At 39.6% G+C, this 16,912-nt stretch carries 14 protein-coding genes, 1 other RNA gene and 1 pseudogene; 7 read left to right on the top strand and 9 right to left on the bottom strand.

What is annotated here, in order from left to right; all coding sequences use genetic code 11:
• The 5 genes from G5T77_RS13815 to G5T77_RS13795 all read right to left on the bottom strand — a co-directional run.
• Window positions 1-237, bottom strand: a 237-nt coding sequence (locus tag G5T77_RS13815; RefSeq protein WP_166138768.1) for a hypothetical protein, incomplete at its 3' end; no start/stop codon positions are given.
• A 28-nt stretch (window positions 238-265) separates the two neighbouring features.
• The gene (locus tag G5T77_RS13810; protein ID WP_166138770.1) at window positions 266-1,177 is read right to left on the bottom strand and encodes a DUF5655 domain-containing protein; all 912 of its coding nucleotides are present in this window, start codon (window positions 1,175-1,177) and stop codon (window positions 266-268) included.
• A gap of 17 nt (window positions 1,178-1,194) precedes the next feature.
• Window positions 1,195-2,049, bottom strand: a complete 855-nt coding sequence (locus G5T77_RS13805; protein WP_166138773.1) for an HNH endonuclease — start codon at window positions 2,047-2,049, stop codon at window positions 1,195-1,197.
• Window positions 2,050-2,058: 9 nt separating this feature from the next.
• Window positions 2,059-3,294: a restriction endonuclease subunit S gene (locus G5T77_RS13800; protein ID WP_166138775.1), complete on the bottom strand. Its 1,236-nt coding sequence runs from the start codon at window positions 3,292-3,294 to the stop codon at window positions 2,059-2,061.
• Complete coding sequence (locus G5T77_RS13795) at window positions 3,294-4,862, bottom strand: type I restriction-modification system subunit M (RefSeq protein ID WP_166138778.1); 1,569 nt, start codon at window positions 4,860-4,862, stop codon at window positions 3,294-3,296. The genes G5T77_RS13800 and G5T77_RS13795 overlap by 1 nt, the downstream gene beginning before the upstream one ends.
• A gap of 329 nt (window positions 4,863-5,191) precedes the next feature.
• Between G5T77_RS13795 and G5T77_RS13790 the strand changes: the two are divergent.
• Window positions 5,192-5,478: pseudogene (locus G5T77_RS13790) on the top strand (IS3 family transposase); the annotation flags it as partial.
• A gap of 42 nt (window positions 5,479-5,520) precedes the next feature.
• On the opposite strand, the gene G5T77_RS13785 reads toward G5T77_RS13790, so the two are convergent.
• Window positions 5,521-6,444: a MobA/MobL family protein gene (locus tag G5T77_RS13785; protein WP_166138781.1), complete on the bottom strand. Its 924-nt coding sequence runs from the start codon at window positions 6,442-6,444 to the stop codon at window positions 5,521-5,523.
• Between the two features lie 628 nt (window positions 6,445-7,072).
• Between G5T77_RS13785 and G5T77_RS13775 the strand changes: the two genes are divergently transcribed.
• The 5 genes from G5T77_RS13775 to G5T77_RS13755 all read left to right on the top strand — a co-directional run bounded on the left by G5T77_RS13775 (window position 7,073) and on the right by G5T77_RS13755 (window position 11,964).
• Entirely contained in the window at window positions 7,073-7,834 is a 762-nt protein-coding gene (locus tag G5T77_RS13775; RefSeq protein WP_166138784.1) for a hypothetical protein, read from the top strand.
• A 645-nt stretch (window positions 7,835-8,479) separates the two neighbouring features.
• Window positions 8,480-8,827 carry a hypothetical protein gene (locus G5T77_RS13770; protein ID WP_004730539.1) on the top strand — a complete coding sequence of 116 codons (348 nt, stop codon included), beginning with the start codon at window positions 8,480-8,482 and terminating at the stop codon, window positions 8,825-8,827.
• Window positions 8,828-8,845: 18 nt separating this feature from the next.
• A complete protein-coding gene (locus G5T77_RS13765; protein ID WP_166138788.1) occupies window positions 8,846-9,595 on the top strand; it encodes a hypothetical protein in 750 nt (249 codons plus the stop codon).
• Window positions 9,596-9,682: 87 nt separating this feature from the next.
• The gene (locus tag G5T77_RS13760) at window positions 9,683-10,297 is read left to right on the top strand and encodes an HAD family hydrolase (protein WP_017395692.1); all 615 of its coding nucleotides are present in this window, start codon (window positions 9,683-9,685) and stop codon (window positions 10,295-10,297) included.
• Between the two features lie 497 nt (window positions 10,298-10,794).
• Complete coding sequence (locus G5T77_RS13755) at window positions 10,795-11,964, top strand: site-specific integrase (protein WP_017395691.1); 1,170 nt, start codon at window positions 10,795-10,797, stop codon at window positions 11,962-11,964.
• A 98-nt stretch (window positions 11,965-12,062) separates the two neighbouring features.
• Here G5T77_RS13755 and ssrA read toward each other — a convergent pair.
• Window positions 12,063-12,422: a transfer-messenger RNA gene (gene ssrA, locus G5T77_RS13750) on the bottom strand.
• 130 nt (window positions 12,423-12,552) lie between these two features.
• On the opposite strand from ssrA, the gene glpK reads away from it, so the two are divergent.
• Window positions 12,553-14,037 carry a glycerol kinase GlpK gene (glpK, locus tag G5T77_RS13745; protein WP_166138792.1) on the top strand — a complete coding sequence of 495 codons (1,485 nt, stop codon included), beginning with the start codon at window positions 12,553-12,555 and terminating at the stop codon, window positions 14,035-14,037.
• Window positions 14,038-14,086: 49 nt separating this feature from the next.
• On the opposite strand, the gene G5T77_RS13740 is transcribed toward glpK, so the two are convergent.
• Together G5T77_RS13740 and G5T77_RS13735 are read right to left on the bottom strand one after the other, a co-directional pair.
• On the bottom strand, window positions 14,087-15,613 hold the full coding sequence (locus tag G5T77_RS13740) for a DHA2 family efflux MFS transporter permease subunit (protein ID WP_166138796.1): 1,527 nt from the start codon (window positions 15,611-15,613) through the stop codon (window positions 14,087-14,089).
• A 6-nt stretch (window positions 15,614-15,619) separates the two neighbouring features.
• The gene (locus G5T77_RS13735; RefSeq protein ID WP_166138799.1) at window positions 15,620-16,765 is read right to left on the bottom strand and encodes an HlyD family efflux transporter periplasmic adaptor subunit; all 1,146 of its coding nucleotides are present in this window, start codon (window positions 16,763-16,765) and stop codon (window positions 15,620-15,622) included.
• Window positions 16,766-16,912: the final 147 nt, after the last annotated feature.

Raw genomic sequence — 16,912 nt, 5'->3', positions numbered from 1 at the left:
TGGAAATAGATCACGCAGATTCTTGGCTCGCTCAAACACTGTGCCTGTGTTTAAAAAACTGATGACCTGTTTCCATTCCGTTTCTGACAGTGGCGCTAGTCCATTGGCGCGTTCAATCTGGGTTTTAAGGTTAGACAGTAGCTGACTTTCATCCTTGAGCGTGACTGAGGCATAACCTAATTGTTGCAGTTGGCCGATCAGTTCATTTTCAAGTTGATATTCGCTTTGTACTGTCATTTCCTTTCCCTCTAAAATCTTAAATTATTCACTTCAATGTTTGTTTAATTAAACTCAAGATATATTCTAAATTTTCTGTATCTGACACGATCACCTCACAATCACCATTTCCCCAATGTCCAATATTGGTCACATCTTTCGCGAGCTGTTTCGGGTCATCCAGTTGATTAAAAGGCATATTCAGCCAAATGCGAATTTGCTTTGTCCCGATACTCATATAGACATAGTTACGCTTACCCTTTCGGAAGGCAATGTACATTTTCTTGGGATGAACATCTAAATCGGTGGTTAAGCCCAGAATTGAGTCCCTGAATTGCTCATATAGCTCTTTGATGTCATCGGACTTATCCGCCAAGTGATAGGCTTCATCATATTGCTGGATTTCTTTGGCAATCTTTTGAATATCTTCAGACTCAACCTTTTGCACTTGCTTGATTGAAGGGGCTGATTTGGCTTTCTGCAATGGATTGACTGAAACAATTCCACCTTGATAGCGTTTGATTTCCCACAGCTCAATGCCCAAATCTTTAAAATTGGTGGACTGCTTTTGATAGTCGGTAAAGCTCGGTGAAACAAAGATGATTCGGCTCTGTGACCAATCCACATCCTGACGTTTAAGCTGTTTGCTCTGGCTCTCATTGTACTCAACGATAAAATCTGCCTTATAGTCGAGCATCAGATTCAGATAAGAAACGCCTTGATCAATCACGCTATAATTGCGTTCACGCTTGTATTCGATAATTACGAAAGCTTGGCTTTCAGGATCGAAAGCCAGTGTATCGATACGGTTGTTTTTAATGGTGAATTCAGACTTGATGAATTCCAAACCTGTAAAACTGTAAAGATTGCTTTCAAACAGGCTTTGAATTTCTCTTTCCAAACGAAAAGGATCTTCTGTAAGTTCTACTAATGACTGTGCTTGGGTTTGATAAAGCTGCATTAAAAATCTCGAATTATTTATTCTTCAAATGTTTGTCTAAGCGGATTCCTCAAAGAAACGCTATATAAAAGTTTTAATCTCTCAATTGTCATTGGAATACCATTTTCGGTTTTATGCAGCATTGCATGACAATTTGGGCAGACAGGTCTTAGATCTTCTTTAGGATCAACCTCATACTCTTCACCAATCGTATTTAATGGCTCAATATGATGTACATGGATAAAATCTTTAGCAAATGAGCCATAGGTATGTTCAAAGCTCATGCCACAGACATAGCAACGAGTCCCATAAATGGCAATACATTCAGCTCTCGCTTTGGGACATCTCTCATAGCCATTTACAGTAACAGTTAGTTTTTTGCCTTCAAAAAATTTGGGGCTATTCACACCTGCTTCATCAGGATAGTTGGTCTCTTCAACATTACTAAACTGGTCAGCAATATAACTAAGCAATTTTTTATGTGCTTCAACCTTATCTAAAGATTTACCTTTTACAAATTTAGTGGTCTTATGCGACTGCAAAGTATCTTTTGGTGTGATTAGACCTAGTTCGGCTAAATATCGTCTAGACAGTGATGCTTTCTCAACTTTTTCAATTGGTTGAATTAGAAAGTAATCACCTTTATATGCCTCTAATTCTTTTTGATCTAACCAATATTCTCTATCTTTTTCTGGCAAATCAGATTGACCTGCAAATCCAACAACTTGATATTGATATTGAATTTTTCCTATTGGCTCTGTCACATACAAAAATAGAATGTCATTAATTTGGAATTCAAAATCGTATTTTGCCCAACATATTTGATGTGCATCATGATAAGCACGATCTATATCATAAATTGCAGGATTAACAGGAAATAACCATTCAGACATGAGATCCCTCTACACAAACATCTGCTGCAATAAGCCTTTTTTCCACTGTTTGGCTTGTTCAATTTGCTGTGCTACGACTTCAATTTTTTGGTCAATGGCAGATAAGAAATTGGCGATTTTGGTTTGTTCTTCTAGGCAAGGCTTTAAAATAACTACTTCAAAGAATTCCTGAAGACTAATATTTAATAAACCATGATTTCTCGCACCTTCTTGAGCAATTTTTTCAAGTTCAGGTACTAACGCCCCACTTTCTACATATTGCTCAAAGAAGTTAGCATTCAACTGATCATTTAGTGCAAAACAAATATAGAGTGTTGATACAACTCCTTTCTCATATAGCTTCAAACGTTTAATTGCACCCATTGGATAACCTGCTGAATAACTTTTGTTATAAGCAAATTCTCCTTTATGAAGTAAGTAATACTTACTTAAATCTCGTGATGCAATTTGTTTACTGAAATAATCCTGTTGATTAACTAAACCCATTTGAGCTGAGATTGTTAAAGCATTCTGATTGTCTTCTTTATTTTTTCTAGTCACTCGCTCAGCTACATCTCTTAACTGAATCTCCTCCCACTCCCCAAACTCACTTCCATCATCCGCTTTAAAACGAAGCTGCTGACTAAACAGCTTTTGCATCATGCCTTGTTTATATTGGCTCAGCAGTTCATGTTTTTGCGTGAGTTGGCTGATCTTTTCATCCACGTTCGATAGAAAAGAGGCGATTTTGGTTTGTTCTTCTTTAAGCGGAATACAAAGTTTATGTTTATATAAATCTGTTGTTGAAATAAAAGGTTGGTCACTTCCAATGGAGCTATTTAAAACATAGTTTTTCACATCTTTTTTGAAAATTTGAAAAATAAACTCTTTATCAATATCTTCCTTTAGAAAATCAAGCTTACCAACACGCTGATAAAGTATTGAGGGGCTATCTTCTTGTGTTAATTTTGCAATTTTTAACTGATCATTAGTCACTGGTCTATTTAAAGCCAAGACTAAATCACCTTCTTTAAGAACCAAATCTTTATGAACATCTAAATAGTTAGTCGGTACAAACTTTACATTATGAGTCCATTTAACTGCTCCATAACCGACATTTTCAATCTGTAAAAGACGGATTTCTTGTTCGGTTGAATATTCTTCTGCCTTAAATCCCAAACCTGATTTAATCTTTAGAAACTTACCGATAGCGATAGAGTTCCAATCTCCATCAAACTCTTTAAAGCGTAACTTAGGCGAAGCCATTACTTCACCTCCGCAAAAGGTGAAGCAATACCTAGCTCTTTGCAGAAATCCGCAATGATGGCATCGGTCTTTTGGCTGTCTTGTTCCAAAGCTTGAAGCTGTTTGGCAATCGCATCTAAATCAATCTCGGCTTCCGCTTCAAAGGTATCCACATAACGCGGAATATTCAGGTTGTAATCGTTATCTTTCACTTCCTGCAAAGTCGCCACATGCGCATATTTTTCAATATTTTCACGCTGTTCAAATGCCGCAACAATCTTATCCAAATGCTCAGGCAATAACTTGTTTTGGTTCTTCTGCTTTTCAAAATCGTTGCTGGCATCAATAAACAGAATATTGCCGCTCTGCTCACGGCTTTTCTTCAACACCAAAATACAGGTCGGAATAGACGTGCCATAGAAAATATTGGCGGGTAGACCAATAATCGCATCCACCACGTTCATCTGTTCAATCAAATACTGACGAATTACGCCCTCACTCGAACCACGGAACAAGACGCCATGCGGTAACACCACCGCCATCGTGCCATTGTCATCCAGTTGATACAGCATGTGCTGTACAAAAGCCATATCGGCTTTAGAACTTGGCGCCAGTTTGCCATACGCAGCAAAACGCTCATCTTGTAAAAATAACGGATCGGCAGACCATTTTGCAGAAAATGGTGGATTCGCCACCACCGCATCAAACTTTTTATCTAAATGCTGCGGACGGGTTAAGGTATTTTCCTGCTTGATGTCGAACTTGGCAAAATGCACATCATGCAGAATCATGTTCATGCGTGCCAGGTTGTAAGTGGTACGGTTCATTTCCTGACCGTAAATCATATCGACATCTTTCACTTCACGTTTTACCCGAAGCAATAACGAACCTGAACCGCAAGTCGGGTCATAGACTGAACGTAAACGGTCTTTGCCTTGGGTGACAATCTTTGCCAATAAAGTCGATACCGTTTGCGGGGTGTAAAATTCCCCCGCTTTTTTGCCCGCGCCTGAGGCAAATTCACCAATCAGGTATTCGTAAGCATCGCCCAGTACATCGGCTTCGGTATTACTAATATCAAAATCAATATCATCTAAATGGCTAAGGACTTTCGCCACCAGTGCATTACGGTCACTGGCATTATTGCCAAGCTTGGTCGAGTTTAGATCCAAATCTTCAAACAGGTTGGCAAAGTCATCGGCAGAGTCGGTGCCTAAAGTGCTTTGTTCAATTGATTTTAAGGTCGCAGTTAAATCATCCAAAATGAATTCGCCCTGACGACCACGCTCGGCTAAGGTATGGAATAGCTGTTTTGGTGTGAGCGCATAACCGACTTCGGCAATGGCATTCTTTTTAATTTCTTCGATGTACGGCACATGCTCAGGATTATTTTCATCTAATTCTAAAAAGCTGAGGTCTTCGCCATCTAGCAATTCGTTGGCAAAGTTCACCGACTTTTCTGATAAATATTTAAAGAAAATAAAACCCAGAATGTAATCACGGAATTCATCGGCACCCATGGTGCCACGCAAAGTATTGGCAATATTCCAAAGTTGTTTTTGTAATTGTTGCAGTTGTACGTGGGTCATTGTTATAGGAGTCCAAATAAGTAAATCATTAATAAAATGATTTTACCTAAAATTCTAAATTATGCAGCAGTAAAAAGGTGGACAAGGACATGAATTGTCGTGGTCAAGCGATGTAATCTGTCAATTCAGGCGCTAGATAGAGACATAATCTAAACTATATAGCAGCCTACTCCAGTAATCTTCACTACAGAAAAACAGAGGTGGATCAGGAAATTTGAACAACAACTATAAGTGATATTTTGCTCCTCGAATGATGTTATAAGCATCGGTATAAGCAGTATTTTATGGCACGTAGACCAAGAAGAAATCATTCAAAGATTTTAAAGCTGCTGCTGAAAGTCTCCCGTGGTTGTATTACTATCCCCCAAAACCTGTGAGTGCATCAGATCTGAAGCTGATGCGCTGTATGGATCAATTACATATGCAATACCCTTTTGTAGGTAGCCGTATGATGCGCGATTTATTGAACCGTCAAGGACATCATATAGGACGACGTTATACACGTACTTTAATGAAGAAAATGGGCATTAATGCGTTATATCGTAAACCAAATCTAAGTAAGGCCAATCAAGCTCACCGTAAATATCCATATCTGCTCAAAGGATTGAATATTCAACTGATCGTACTTGACAGTTAGGCCAAATAATTAATTGTAAAGTCACATAGACATACCACAATCTGCATCATGATTTTTTACTTTTACTTTGTTGATTTCAGCTTTCATCGTATGCATACGCTGGAGTTCCAATTCGTATTCGTCTTTATATAATTCATATAAATTTTCTTGTCGGATGGTCTTCACTTTTTCAATTAAGGGCTTTATATCCAACTGATCAATAGGATCTGAACTATAAAGCTTCCAATGTGGGATTTGAGGCGTATCTTTAAGTTTCGTTCCAAATTTGGCATTGTAATCTTCATTAGATAGACAGGAAACTCGGTTAGGCACTTGAAGTTCAATATCGTATATACGAACTGTCTTCATCGGTGCATATAGTTCTAAAGACTCATTGATTAGTTTTTCGGTGAGTTGCCGCATGTGTCTAATTTGATGTCGTCCCAAACCCAACACATCAGCAGTAATCTTCTGTGCTCCGCCACGTTCAGGATTTTTAGGCCGGTATTGCCTAAAAAACAGCTCGGGTGGTCGTTCAAAATCATCAAGGGTTGTACGCTCGGAATATTGTAAATGCAAATGTGGTTGATCACTTTCACCATCTAAAATACCTTTATGATTGTGAATGGCACAGCTATATGGAAATTTAAATTCATCACAAAAAGCATTTATTAAATTCTTTGATAGTTCTATTCGTTGTTCATAATTTAGTTCCTTTGGTAAAGCAATAGTAATATGACTGGATGTACGACTATTCTTTTTTTCATATTTATCAGCAGCAATCCAAAATCTATCCGGCTTATATTCTGCCCACTCAGGCATATTACCTGAGCAAACAAATTCAACCTCTTCATTTAAATCAATCTTGTTTAACTTAAAATGCTTAGTTCGAGTAATATAACAAAAGCCATTAAATGAACTTTTAGAACTCTGTTTACGATTATGTCTTAAATCAAAATAAAACATTTTTTATTAACTCTCTTATCAAAGAGTTAATATATTTTTAAATATTCTAATAATTTAATTTAAAAGAAAAAATTCAGGAAAGTGGTTATATTTCTAAATAGGTTTTTCATGATTGATTCAGTAGCGATATGATCTTAATCAAGATCTGAAGATCAAAAAGTGATCTTCAATAATCAGAAATCGAACCTCTAGATGATTTTTATAGTGTAACGCCTATTTCTATCGTGTAACGCACATTTTTTATAGTGTAACGCACCATAAATTATAGTGTAACGCTTTACCCTTTATAGTGTAACGTACATACAGAAAGCATCCCCTTAAAATATATACATATATATCAAAATCTTAAAATTATATTAATTGGGCTTTTGGTCCCACAGGGCGAGTAGTAGTGTCTTTTTAGTACAACATTTGCAATGCAAATGATGGAATAAAAAGACACGGAGACGAGATAAGAATTTTTTGTGCGCAGCCCAAAAAATTCTTAAAAGCGCCAGCTTTATTAATCGGGTAACTAAGTGGAGAGCAGGATAGCTATTTTTTTGAGATTTTGCATGAAACTCATCATGCATTTTGGGTTCCTGTTAAAGATAGAGCTTTCCTCTAACGTAACGCAAGGAGCCTTCAAATGACAGCCGGTAGACCAAAAAAAATTATCAAAAAAAGTGATTTATATAATTTTCTTTATACACAAAAAGAAGAATTATGTATCACCCCTAAATATCCATGTGAAATAAATTTAATTAATATTCTCGAGAATACAGATTTAACAAAAATAGATTTTAAAAAATTTTCAGAAACTCATAAAAATCTAATCAATGCATGCCAATATAAAGAAAATCAAAGAAGCAAAAACTATCAAATATTAAAATATATAAAAACCATTCCATCTAAAAATTTAACAGATATTGAAAAAATTATTCTACAAAAAGAAAAAGAGTATTTAGATTTTAATCATCATGAATACTTTAATCTACAAGAATTACTGAATAGTTATCGTATTAATAATAATGAAAAAATAAAACAATGTATTTCTAAAAATACTCTTTCTGAATATGAAAAACAGCTTCTAGCTGAAAAATTAAAACAAAGGAAAAAAAGAAATAGTGTAATATTTTTCTTAGGTGCATCTTTCAATAAGATATATGAAGCATTTTTTGCTGTCTATGGTCGTCCCATAATAGATACCCTAATAGATATGATGTATGTTTATTTCATATATAAATCTAAGATTGAGCACCATCCAACTCTACGCGACATTTTTGATTTTGAAAAAAACAAGCATCTTCCTAACTTTTCACAACTTTATGAAGTACTGAAAGCGATTTCATCAGATCCTAGAAATCCATTACTTAAAAAAGATCGTGATCAGAGTCCAACAAATAAATAGCTCTCAACATTTTTGTATTACCTTCTGATAACGCACTTCAATTCAATTTTATTCGGCTCACCCAATGAGCCGAATACTGCTCTCTATTTAACTCACACTCAAATGTTCGATTGATCAAAAATTAAGAATAGGACTCAGTATATCTATTTCTTATAAAAATATTTCTATAACTGGAAACTCACAAAGTGCCTTAAGTTGCAGTTAAGACCATACTGAAACTTACGATCATTTCAAACAGGTCTGATCCATTGGGTCAAAGTGATCTGTTCTTCTTTATAAATAAAATAAACAATAAAAATAATTAAATATATTTAGCACATGTTAGCTATCACTCTACTTTTCATCTTTTTTAAAAAATTTTATTTAAAGGCCTTGACCTATTTAGCATAGCGGGATAACCTAAATTCAACACAGCAAAATCTGTGTTCAGGCGTGGAAACCTGCTATTATCCAAGAGTGCAAAAAAAGTCGCTCATGCGGCATTTTTTTTGCCTACTGTTAAACAGTCTTTATGGCGGTTTGACAGGGCAGCCTTATGCTGGCCGTACTCTTGGAACGGTATTTCCACCCCTGTTAAACTGCCACCAAATACTCTAGTGGAAATGGAGTGGTGGTATGTTCTAAATCGACCAAGAGCATACGACTATGAATGACAAATTCAATAGTGCAAGCCTTTGCACGCCAAAAAAACTTGCCAAACAACTTCTTATTGAAAGCGCAAAACATCTATCTCACAAACAGCGTCAAGCTTTGTTGGATATTGTCCAGACTTTAGACCAAGTAGAAATAAACACTCCTAAAGACATTCCACTCCATGTTGAAACTGAGCAACCGTTTCAAACTGCTACTCCCAGCTATGAATTCCAAAATGAGTACAATCAGGAGTATTGGTCTGGTCAGCATTGCGATTCTTATAGTCAGGAGTATCCTGAAGATTGGCTACGCCGAACTCAGCAACGTCCACGCCCAAAATCCTCTAATACCACTTACTAGCCTTAAGTGAGTATTCTCATGACTAAAAAAACAAAGCTGTTAGTCCAAGGCGACTATCCTCTTATTGCATCTCCTACGCTTGCCCAAGCGTATGGAGTGCCATCAGCGATCTTCCTTCAAAAGCTTCATTACTGCCTGCAAAGTGGTGAAGCTCAAGTAATACAGCAACGAAAGTACTTTTATCACAGCTATGAGCAATGGGCTAAAACCTTAGGTACATACAGTCCCTCCACGATCAAACGTATAGTTTCCAAGCTAAAGAAAGTGGGCATTTTGGTGGTCAAAAAGCTATCTCAAAATAAATGGATTCAAACCAACTTTTATAGCATCAATTATCGAAAACTCAGCAAGCTACTTAAAAGCTCAACCGTATCTGAAAATGTTGAACCTGAAGCTGAAGATCAAAATCAGGGTGAATCAACAGCTTCAACATTATCTAAGATAATGAAAAAAGGGCTAGCTGTTAGTGGATTGTCTGCTTCTTCTCAACAAGCAAAAACCAAGCCTTCTCAGGTTGAAGGCTTACCACATCCATTAGAACCCATGGCTTCAACATCAGTTCTAGAAGCCATGTCACCTGAAAAGCGAGGCTTATATAACCAGCTTTTACAACTGAAGATAGACATCCACTATGATGATGCTCGCCTAGATGAATGGCTGAAACAAAAAAAATACATCATCCGTAAAGCCGCTCATCTCAGAGACCAACTAGGACATCTAAAAATGCGCTGGTATAGCCCTGAGCAATTAGGTTTAGAGTTAAATTAACGCAATATTTTTTACCTATTCAAATCATGCTGACTCAGTGATTATAAAAGTTTGAAGGTATGTGTTTGTATTTCTAATGAGATAATAATGATGATGAATAACCAACCTTATAAAGCAGTCGTTTTTGATGTTTTTGGCACACTAATAGAAATTAAAAACAGCCAATCTCCTTACAAAAAAATGATGAAGTGGCTTAAACAACAAGGGCGCAAACCACAACCAAATGATGCTGCAATGATCATGTCACTAGATGGCAACTTTGCAACATTAGCTTCTTATTTCGGTTATCAGTTTCCTTCTACTTTATTGGAGGAAATGAATAACGCTCTTCAACATGATTTAAAGTATATGCGTGCTTTTGATGATTCTATACCAATGCTGCTTGAGCTTAAAAAGCTAGGCTACAAATTGGCAGTCTGCTCCAATGCAGCAACGCCTTATGGTGAACGAGCACAGCACCTACTTCCACCTTTAGATACTTATGCATGGAGCTTTCAGGTCGGTGCAAATAAGCCAGATCCTTTAATCTACCAACATTTTTTAACTCAAATGAACTGTCAACCAAATGAAGTTTTTTTCATTGGTGATACTCAAATTGCTGATGTAGATGGGCCGCAAAAATTAGGCATGTCTGCAAAAATAATTGATCGTAAAAATGGTGAGAGTCTTTTAGATGTGCTCCAACCCTTGTTAAAAAAATAAATTATAAATCTTTTTTCGAGCTGATTTTTAAGATACCAAATCTGGTACTTAACTCATGATATTGAGGATTTAAGTACCAAATTTTGTACCTAACAAATGGGATTAAATCATTAATTCAGTAAGCATAAATATGATTTTTTTATTTCATAATTTTTTTGAATAACCATTTTTTTGAAGTTTTAAACGAAACGAGTTTTTAAAAAATGTCATGTGCTAAGTTTTCCACATGACGATTTATGACTAGGGAAATTTATGCCTAGCCGTGAATAATTTTTAGATCAGCTCAATTGGCTAAGTAATTTTATGCAAAACGAAATTTTAGATGTTCTTTTAGAACTAGGGCTTACAGCTATCGATTGGGTAGATGCTTCAGTGTTCTCAAAGCTTACAGGCATTGAAGAACAAAAACTTACACATCGGCGAAAAAATTGGCCACAAGATTTAGTTTGGACAAAACAAGATGGAAATATTTACTACTCACTTAGAGGTTATAACCAATGGTTGACAGAACAAACTCAAAAACGTTACCAACCGGCGTTAGAATTAGGGAGAATGCACTCGAAATCAACTTCACCTCTAAAAAGCAGCGCTACTACATTACACTCCCACACCCGCCGACTGCGGAAGGTATCCGTACAGCCGCTAAAATTAGAAGTGACCTCATAAATAAAGCCAAATGGGGGATTTTAACTGAGAATGATATAGCACAAGCAAAAGGCCTTGATGTTACAGAAACTGAATCAATGGATGGTCAGCAAGTCTTATTTCAAGATGTTGCACAAAAATTTTTAAAGTTTTCGATTGCCAATAAAGATTCAAAAAATGGCTATCGCAAAATTTTAGAATGTCATTGGATGCCTTATTTTGCATTAACACCAATAGCCAATATCACGACTGAAGATATTGAGGAAGTCATTATCGATCGTAATTTTCAAACAGCGAAAACATTTAATAATTGCGCCACGCCTTTACGTGGAGTTTTCGAGTTGGCTGTTAAGCATAATCAGATTTCTGTAAACCCTATGAATAAAATTCAGAATCGTAAGGTTCAGGTGGAAACACCTGACCCCTTCACACGTAAGGAGATGGAAGCCTTACTAGCTTGGCTCGACAAAAGCTTACATGATGAGGACAAATTTTATCGGTGGTATTTTGAGTTTGCCTTCTGGACAGGCTGTAGACCTTCCGAAATGATTGCTCTTAGAGAAAGTGATATCGATTGGTTCAATGGCACATTCAAAGTTAACAAAAGCCGTGTACGTGGTTTAGAAAAAAAGGTGACAAAAACACATACGTCTCGAGAAGTATATCTGAATGAACGATCAACTCTGGCTTTGAAAGCTTTGCTTCAATTTAAAAAGGATCAAGGCTACCAAACAGACTATGTGATGCTATGTCCTAAGACTAAGGAACCCTTCTTTAATGAAAAACCACCTAGAGAGCGTCTTGTAGAAGCGATGAAAGCGTGTTCTATACGTCACCGCCCTGCATACAATGCAAGGCATACTTATGCGACGATGTTGCTGATGGATGGCGTCAATCCAATGTTTGTAGCCGATCAACTTGGACATAGTCTACAAATGCTGATCAAACGCTATACAAAATGGTTGCATGGGGATAAAAATAAGCAAGAAATTGCGAAACTTAGCGTAACTCGTACAGCCTAAATACGTCGAAATCAAAAGCTCTTGCAATGAAAAATGTGGCAAATGTGTGGCAATAAAAAAGCCACTCAATATAAGTGACTGATTTATAACAAGAATTTTGGTGGAGATGGCGGGAGTTGAACCCGCGTCCGCCAACACTACGCTCGAGAATACTACATGCTTAGATATCGTCTATTGTTTTAACACCAAGAGACCCGACGAACAGGGTTCAAGGTGCGATCCTCTAGATTTGGTATAAAGCCCCGAGGCTTGACTCTATACGGACTTGTGTGCGTTCGCTTCAGTCGGGATCTCTAACCACAAGTATTTAGAGATGCGGACAAGCAGCCCTTAGGCTGCTAGAGCGTAAGTTTCGTCGTTTGCGACTATTTAAATGCAAATTTTATTTACGAGAGAAAATGCGCTCTCGGCATGCATCTATGAGTTTCATCATCGGCGTCGAAGCCAAGAACATCCCCAAAGTACAAGCTCATCATAGCATAACTGGCAAAAAATACGATGCATTTTCTACACAAATACACTTTTGAATGCGCCTGATTACATAATTGCGCTAATATTTCATAATTCAAGTCAGCATTTAAAAAAATTATGAGCTATTTATTGGCACTCGACCAGGGAACGACATCTAGCCGTGCAATCATCTTTAATGAACACGGACAGATTCAGGCAACAGCTCAACGCGAAACCCATATTCAGACCCCACACTCCGGTTGGGTCGAACAGGATGCACAGGAAATCTGGAGCTCGCAAATTGCAGTGGTACAACAGGCGCTTGCTACCGCCCGGATTCTGGCCAAAGATATTAAAGCGATTGGCCTGACCAATCAGCGTGAAACGACTGTGGTATGGGATTGTCGTAATGGGAAGCCTCTTGCACCAGCGATTATCTGGCAGGATCGTCGTGCAACAGACTGGTGTAATCAGCTGATACAGCAAGGCCAGATGGATCAGGTACAACAAAAAACCGGGCTACGGATTGATCCCTATTTTAGTGCCGGGAAACTGGTCTGGTTATTAGAAAATATTGATGGCTTACGTACACTCGCAGAGCAAGGTCATGTGGCTTTTGGCACCATTGATAGCTGGCTGATCTGGAACCTGACTCAAGGTGCTGAGCATATTATTGAAGCGAGTAATGCTTCCCGCACCATGTTGATGAATCTGCAAACTCAACGCTGGGATGACGAACTACTCGACCTGTTTAATATCCCCGCTTCAGTTCTGCCACGAATCATCAGTTCTGATTGTCATATTGCAGATACGGCACCGGGTTTATTAGGGGCTACGATTCCTATTACCGGTATTCTAGGTGATCAGCAATCTGCCTTATTTGGCCAGTCTTGCTTCGAACCCGGTATGGCAAAAAATACCTATGGCACTGGCTGTTTTATGCTATTTAATACCGGCCATGACATTCAGCTCAGCCAGAATAAATTGCTTTCTACCCTCGCCTGGCAGGTACAGGAACAGACCAGTTATGCCTTAGAAGGTAGTGTTTTTATGGCCGGTGCAGTGGTGCAATGGCTACGTGATGGGCTTGGCATCATTCAAAAAAGCAGTGATATAGAGAAGTTGGCCTGTAAAGTTGAAGATACTGACGGCGTGGTCTTAGTTCCTGCTTTTACCGGATTGGGTGCACCGCATTGGGATAGTGAAGCCCGTGCCCTGCTTTGTGGCATGTCACGAGGAACCAATAAGGCCCATATTGCCCGCGCCGCGCTGGAATCGATTGCCTTTCAGGTCTCCGATGTATTGACTGCGATGCAATCGGATATTGCCCATCCTTTAAAAGAACTACGCGTCGATGGTGGCGCCAGCTGTAATGATATGCTGATGCAGTTCCAGGCTGACCTGCTAAATGTTCCTGTCATGCGTCCAAAAATGCTGGAATCCACCGCTTGGGGTGCAGCAGCGATGGCTGGTTTAAAATCTGGCGTATTTTCCAGCCTTGATGAAATCTCTCAGTCCTGGCAGTTAGACCGAGCCTTTGAACCAAAAATGCAGAATGATGAACGTGAAGCACATTTAGCCAAATGGCAAAATGCTTTGAAACGGGCCAAATCAGATTTATAAGATCGAAAAAAACCGCTAAATAGTTAGCGGTTTTTTATGTTGGAAAATATTAATGTGATGGCATTCCACCCACACCCGCTTTGGGTCGTGGTGCCAACCAGACGATTAAAGCAGCAAAAATAAAAACCATCGCCAAAATCAAAAATAGGTGATTAGCAGACAGCGTTAATGCTTCTTTATCCACCAGACTGGAAATATAACCCAAGGCACTGTCCGAACTCATGCCCTGTGCCATTAAGGTATTCTGAGTTTCTTCGACATTCAGTTTACCGACCAGCTCACTGCGGGCCACTTTACTGTGATCATCCCAGATCGTGACTGCAATTGAAGCCCCGATCGCTCCAGCCATGGTCCGCAGAAAGTTCATCAAACCAGCGGCCGATGCCATTTCTTGTGGCTGGACTGAGGCCAATGCCATATTGGAGAGTGGAATGAAGAAGAATGGCACCGCAAAACCTTGCAGAATCTGTGGCCAGGCCAATGCCATAAAATCAGCATCCGTAGTCCAGAATGCCCGCATCAAAGTCACAACGGCGAGCAAGGTCAAACCGAAACTGGCCAGAATGCGCTGATCATATTTGGTCGCCATCTTCGCCACAATCGGTGACATCAACAGGCTACCAAAACCCATGGTTGCGGTTAAATAACCTGCCCAAGTGGCCGTATAACCCAGATTAATTTGCACCCACTGTGGAATCAGTACAATACTGGAAAAGAAGGCACCGAAGGCAAAGGCCAATGACAGCACAGCAAAGGTAAACCCGCGATATCGGAAGATCCGGATATCTACAATCGGATGCCGTTCGGTCAGTTCCCAGATGGTAAAGATGATTAAACCGACTATGGCAAGCACCGCCAAGGTCCCAATAAAGGAACTGCTAAACCAGTCATGTTCATGACCTAGATCTAACATTAATTGCAGCGCACCAATCCACAGAATCAGTAAGAACAAACCACCTTTATCAATCTTCAAAGTATTGGTTTCAGTTTCTGCTGGTTTTAATAGCTTCAATGCAGCCAGACCGCAGAACAAACCCACCGGGATATTAATAAAGAAAATCCAGTGCCAAGACAGGTTATCACTAATCGTACCGCCGAGAATTGGACCGAGAATTGGACCGACAACGGTGGTCATTGCCCACATCCCCATCGCTTGGGATTGTTTTTCAGGTGGGAAAATTCGCAGTAATAAAGTCTGGCTTAGCGGCATGATTGGGCCACCGAACAACCCCTGCCCGATCCGGCAAAACACCAGCATTTCCAGACTGGTAGAAATCCCGCATAGAATCGAAAAAATGGTAAAACCCAGCAGGCAGACACCAAACAGGCGTACGCTACCAAAGCGACCCGCCAGCCATCCTGTCAAAGGTACACAGATCGCTTCTGCGACTGCATAAGACGTAATGACCCAGGTGCCTTGCGAGCTGGACACTGCCAGACTACCGGTAATATGCGGCACCGAGACATTGGCAATGGTCATGTCCAGCACGACCATGAAATTGGCTAATGCCAGCACAAAGGCTGCCAGCATCAGCTTGCCGCCAGTCAGATTCCCATATGGAACATATTTATTCATCGGGAATTACTTCTTGAAGTGGATTTCAGCTTCCATCGACAGACCCACACGTAGCGGATGCTCGGCTAGTTCTTTCGGATCTAGCTGGATACGCACTGGTAAACGCTGTACCACCTTAATCCAGTTGCCTGTGGCATTCTGAGCCGGAATCAGAGCAAACGCTGAACCTGTACCACCAGAGAAGCCCACCACGGTACCGTGATATTTCACCGATTTACCATACAGATCAGACGTCAGTTCAGCTTTCTGCCCCACACGGACTTTTTCCAGCTGGCTTTCTTTGAAATTGGCATCAACATAGAGCTGATCTACTGGTACGACCATCATCAGCATTGTACCTGGCGCAACACGTTGACCCACCTGAATTGAACGGCGTGAAACCACCCCATCAAAAGGTGCTTTAATTACAGTACGTTCTAAGTCTAGCTCGGCCTGTTTCAGTTTGGCTTCAGCCACAAGTACATCAGGAGTCGAATTTTCATTCGCGCCTTGAATCAAGGCTTCATTCGCCGCTAAATTGCTTTGTGCGGCTTTCTGGCTGGATCTTGCTTGTGCCAGACCCGCTTCAGCAGAAGCTACGCCAGCTTTGGCCGTATCCAATGCAGATTGTGCGGTACTGAGTTCTTCTTTAGACACTGCACCGCTCGCACTGAGTTTTTCACGACGTGTATATTCATCTTGTGCTTTATGTAAGGCTGCCTGAGCTTGAGCTAGCTGAGCTTCGGCACTGCGAATTGCATCATCACTAACCCCAATCTGTGAGCTTAAAGCCCCGCTATTGGCCGCAGTCTGTTTGTACTGGCGCTTGGCTTTGGTCAGTTCTGCACGTGCCTGAGCCACTGCAATTTTGGCATCACGGTCATCGATTTTGGCCAGGATATCGCCCTGTTTGACCGCTTGTGTATCATGAACCAATACTTCAGCGACCTGACCACTGACCATAGACGTAATAGAAGCCGTTTCAGCACCCACATAGGCATTTTCAGTACTGACTGAATTGTTCAGAAAGAATTTCCAAACCAGAAACAACACCAGTGCAATCACTATGAAGATGGCAACGATACTCAGGGCTTTTTTACGTTTATTTTTTAAAGCTTGATCCGAAGTTGCATCAGATGCGTTTTCTGGCAGGGTGTCTTGTACATCTGTCATTGATTTTTTCCTAAATCCAACAGACTTGGTCACGCAGCCACACTGACCAGCACTGACATGAATGTATAATAGATTCATATCCCTTTTATTGATCAATGGGTAAAATGAGAAAGCCGTATTAATTTAATTGGCTCTAGACTAGCAAAA

Source organism: Acinetobacter sp. GFQ9D191M (genome assembly GCF_011174875.1).
GTDB lineage: Bacteria > Pseudomonadota > Gammaproteobacteria > Pseudomonadales > Moraxellaceae > Acinetobacter.
The sequence above is the reverse complement of the archived record's forward strand: the minus strand, read 5'-3'. Positions and strand labels throughout refer to the sequence as shown.